Origin of the sequence: Nostoc sp., assembly GCF_035638895.1 — a bacterium.
In the GTDB taxonomy this organism is placed as follows: domain Bacteria; phylum Cyanobacteriota; class Cyanobacteriia; order Cyanobacteriales; family Nostocaceae; genus Nostoc.
The window spans coordinates 1-4,094 of sequence record NZ_DASQZC010000518.1; the positions used below are offsets into that span (position 1 = coordinate 1).

General features: G+C 42.7%; 5 protein-coding genes. 1 reads left to right on the plus strand and 4 read right to left on the minus strand.

Annotation, left to right across the window (positions count from 1 at the left end):
• Window positions 1-309: PD-(D/E)XK nuclease family protein (locus tag VE944_RS25870; RefSeq protein WP_324983892.1), on the plus strand; the 309-nt coding region annotated here is incomplete at its 5' end.
• Between the two features lie 221 nt (window positions 310-530).
• On the opposite strand, the gene VE944_RS25875 is transcribed toward VE944_RS25870, so the two are convergent.
• The 4 genes from VE944_RS25875 to VE944_RS25890 form a co-directional block, all read right to left on the minus strand.
• On the minus strand, window positions 531-983 hold the full coding sequence (locus VE944_RS25875) for a type II toxin-antitoxin system VapC family toxin (protein WP_324983895.1): 453 nt from the start codon (window positions 981-983) through the stop codon (window positions 531-533).
• The gene (locus tag VE944_RS25880) at window positions 964-1,206 is read right to left on the minus strand and encodes a hypothetical protein (RefSeq protein ID WP_324983898.1); all 243 of its coding nucleotides are present in this window, start codon (window positions 1,204-1,206) and stop codon (window positions 964-966) included. Before VE944_RS25880 ends, VE944_RS25875 begins: the two co-directional genes overlap by 20 nt.
• 148 nt (window positions 1,207-1,354) lie before the next feature.
• Window positions 1,355-2,569 (minus strand): DUF790 family protein, encoded by a 1,215-nt coding sequence (locus VE944_RS25885; RefSeq protein WP_324983900.1) that lies wholly within the window; start codon window positions 2,567-2,569, stop codon window positions 1,355-1,357.
• The coding region (locus tag VE944_RS25890) for a DEAD/DEAH box helicase family protein (protein WP_324983902.1) at window positions 2,499-4,094 on the minus strand (1,596 nt) is incomplete at its 5' end. The genes VE944_RS25890 and VE944_RS25885, both read right to left, overlap by 71 nt.

Sequence of the window (4,094 nt, forward strand, 5' to 3'; positions counted from 1 at the left end):
GGCAAAGTTGATTGTATTGCCAGCTATCAAGGTATTCCCTGTATTTGCGAGTGGAAAACAGCAGACAAACCCAAAGGTTCAATTGAGCATTTATATGAACATCCACTGCAACTTACAGCATATATAGGAGCAGCTAACGAATATTATCAAGATTATGGTATTCAGATAAAGCACGCTCTCTTGGTAGTAGCAATTCCAGAAATGCCAGCAGAGGTATTTTGGTTTGAATCAGCAGTCATTAAAGATTATTGGGAGCAGTGGGAAGAAAGAGTTGCACAATATTGGGAACGCAGAAGTATTTGGGGTTAACTAATAGGATTGCATAATTACCGAAATACTGCATTTCGTAACGTAAAGTGAATTTTCTACCAGTAGCAACACAAGCAATCTAACCTACGCGATATGCAACCTATTCTTGAAACCCCACTTCCAAACCTCTCCCCGTTTCGGGGAGAGGCTTTGATTCTTGCTCCCCAACGCTAGTAGGGAAGGGGTTGGGGGTTAGGTTTGAGATAAAGTCGCACACGGCGTTAACCTTGTAATGGCAAAACAGTAATTAACCCAGAAAATCTTGCAAAATCACTTATGTTGTGAGTGAGTAACTGAGGAATGCTATAAACTAGCATTGTGGCGACAATGTTTGCATCATGAACTTGCTTACCACCGCTAGGAATTTCCTCCATGAGCCTCAGTAACCTTTCTGTTACCTGAGAATTATCTTCAGCCACGCGAAAGCGGCTCTCGAAATAGCGGATATCCTGAATTACTATTGCAATCGGTAGTGGGTTAGTCAATTGTTGCGGACGTGTAAGGGTAGCCAAATATTCCCGCAACACTTGTCGGCTAATCCATAAATCAACCCCTGCATCATAAGAATCTTGGATAGCCTGCATAGCAGATTGGTAAAATTGAGACTGAATCTGACTAGCGTACACCAAGATATTTGTGTCGATAAAAACAGGATCACCGTCCCCAATCACCATACATATCCTCACGTCTTAGAGAAAGATTCTCAGGCCAAAGACCACAATTATGCACAGGAAAATTTAGAGGAGGACGCTTTTCCTTGCTCTCTGCTTTCTCTGCCAATGGCTTTTCATCAATTACTATTACTACCTGATGCTCACCTTCTGGAATATCCAATGGTAATTGCGCTGTAATCTTACCATCTTTGCTAACTGTGGCAATTGTTTCTATAGATTTCATCTTATTCCTCCTTGTTCAAAGTGACTAGGGACTGGGGATTAGGGACTAGGGATTGGGCTGAAGATGCAGAGGATCAGGAAGCAAGGAGAAGAATGAAAACTTCTTCTTTCCTCCCCAGTACCTAGTCCCCAACCCCCAGTCCCCTTGTTCAATCCATTACAGCTAACACAGCTTTCGGCAATAACTTATCTTTAAACCAAACAATTCTGGCGGGGACATCATTTAATTTTACTCCCGCCTTTTCTAAATTAAGTCGTTCGGAAATTGCCAAAATCAAATCATCACGTCCAGCCCGTCGCACTTGAGAAAACTTCTTTTGTAAATATTCTGGTCGCCAATAACCAACAATTTCTAATAAGAATGTGCGTCCATCAGAATGTACTAAGCGAAAATCGGGAATCATTACACTACCAGGGATTGGTATCAAATCAACTTCTCGCTCTAACGCCCAACCACTTTTCAGGGCATCCCACTTATCAGCAAAGGATGCTTCTAGCATACTATCGTAGGGCTTCCCTGGTGGATAATGGGATACCAAACCACATTCAGAATTGAGAGTAAAACGTCCAGTTTTCCAAGTATCTGTATAAGCGTCGCGGGTTTGGAGAATGGACGAAAGACTCCATTTAGTAACGTGAAGTAAAGCGGGAATAAGTTTAGCGATCGCTAACCCATATCGCGTACTAGGATTAAATAAACTCGTCGGCCCATCAATGGTAATTGTAAACCCGTGGTCAGCATCGCCCTCAATATAAGCCATCAATTGAAACAACTTCAGATAGCGAAATAACAGCTTATATTCTCCCGGAACATTCCGGTGAGCATTTAACACTAACTTACTGGCTTTATAAAATACACCCTGTACTTGAGATAAGTTATATCGATTTAACACATCTGGCGCTGTTGGTGCATCAAACACTGTCAAAATTTTATTTTCAGATAAATCAGCATAGAGTCCATTCCGAACCTGTTCTAATAAAACTTCCCGCTCAAGTTCTTGAGTTAACTCATCAGCAATTTTACTCAGAGTAACTTGTGTTGATTCTCGACTAGAAACCGATTTTGCAGCTAATGAAAACACCCGTTCTCTTAACATTTGTGGTTCCAAAGGACTTACCACCTCAAAAGTGCAAAAACTGCTTTTGAGAATATAAGCTAATCCCCGCTTCACCCGATAATCTGTAGAATCTCCTTCAAAATCAGTCAGTTGTCGCTCAAGCACACCTTGAGTTTTCCCCACTGCTGATTGAAAATAATTAATTAACTCAATTGCCAACTCTGAAGTTTTGTTATCAATCTTCAGTCTCTTCGGGATAATCTCCTCCCCGTTTTGGCGATGCATCAGTAAATCTGTCGGTAACATCTGAATTCTGGATTTTAGATTTTGAACTTCCGGTTGAATAATTAATTTCTAACTGTTCCGCAGCCTTCAAACTCCGTTCCTTCCCACTCCCATACACAACCTGCAAATTCCCCTTCTTCTCTCCTTGTCCCCTTGTCTCCTTGTCCCCTTGTCCTATTATCCTCTCCCCTCTCCGCCTAGCCGAAGTTCCCTCCTCACTCGTATCCTCCGCCACCACTTCATACAAAATCGCCTGCTTATTCTCAATATTCCCCTTCCGTAAAATCCTACCCAATCGCTGAGTATACTCTCTAGCCGAACCCGTTCCCGATAAAATAATCGCAACAGTTGCCGCCGGTACATCAACTCCTTCATTCAACACATGAGAAGCAACCAAAGTATTATATTTACCCTCTCGAAACTTTGTTAATATCTCATGGCGTTCTTTCACAGGAGTTTGATGAGTAATTGCCGGAATTAGTAACTCTTGAGAAATGCGATAAACCGTGGCATTATCGGCAGTAAAAATCAAAATTCTCGCCGGATAATGTTCTGCCAATAAATCAATCAAAATTCGCAACTTCCCATCAGTACCCAAAGCGATATCTTTCGCTTCTCTATGTGCTAACATAGCTCTACGTCCAGATTGCGATCTAGCACTCATTTGCACGAACATTTGCCAACCCTGAAGGCTTCCCAAAGAAATCTTTGATTGCTTTAAAAAATCATTGCGGGTTTGAATTAGTTGATTGTATCTTTCCCGCTCAAGTTGCGATAACTTTACTTTAATTTGGACAATTTCATGTTCTGCTAACGCCTTCCCCGCCAAATCCTCGGCGCGTTTGCGATATACTTCTTGACCAATGAGGATATTTAACTCAGCGTGTTTACCATCGGTGCGTTCTGGTGTAGCGGAGAGTCCCAAGCGATAAGGTGCGATCGCATATTCAGCAATCACCCGATTAAAATCTGTGGGTAAATGATGACATTCATCAAAAACAATCAAACCATATTGATTTCCCAGCGTCTCAGCGTGAATTGCTGCACTATCATAAGTTGCAACGAGAATTGCCGTTCTATCCCGCGAACCACCACCCAGCAATCCCACCTCAGCATCGGGGAAAGCGGCTACCAAGTGTGCATACCACTGATGCATTAAATCTAAAGTTGGCACGACAATTAGCGTCGTGCGCGGCGTTGACTGCATCGCCATTTGCGCCAAATAAGTCTTTCCTGCCGCCGTGGGGAGCACAACAACCCCTTGTCTACCCGCCAGTTTCCAAGCTGCTAGCGCTTCAGTTTGGTGAGGATAGGGTTCCATTTCCAGACTAGGAACCAAATCTACAGGATAAAATTGCTTCGCCTCATCGATAAAATTCACATCTTCCGCTTGTAGTGCTTCCATTAGCGATCGATATCTAATTGCGGGAATGCGGAATTTCTCAACTCTATCATCCCATGTAGCATAATCCATCCAACCTTTGCCGCGTGGTGGTGGATGCAAAATTAATGTGCCGCGATCAAAATTTAATGTAGGAGTACGAGC

Bases quoted from the DNA above. Each gene is read 5' to 3' on its own strand.
- VE944_RS25875 (WP_324983895.1), bottom strand. From the start codon at position 983: ATGGTGATTGGGGACGGTGATCCTGTTTTTATCGACACAAATATCTTG.
- VE944_RS25880 (WP_324983898.1), bottom strand. From the start codon at position 1,206: ATGAAATCTATAGAAACAATTGCCACAGTTAGCAAAGATGGTAAGATT.
- VE944_RS25885 (WP_324983900.1), bottom strand. From the start codon at position 2,569: ATGTTACCGACAGATTTACTGATGCATCGCCAAAACGGGGAGGAGATT.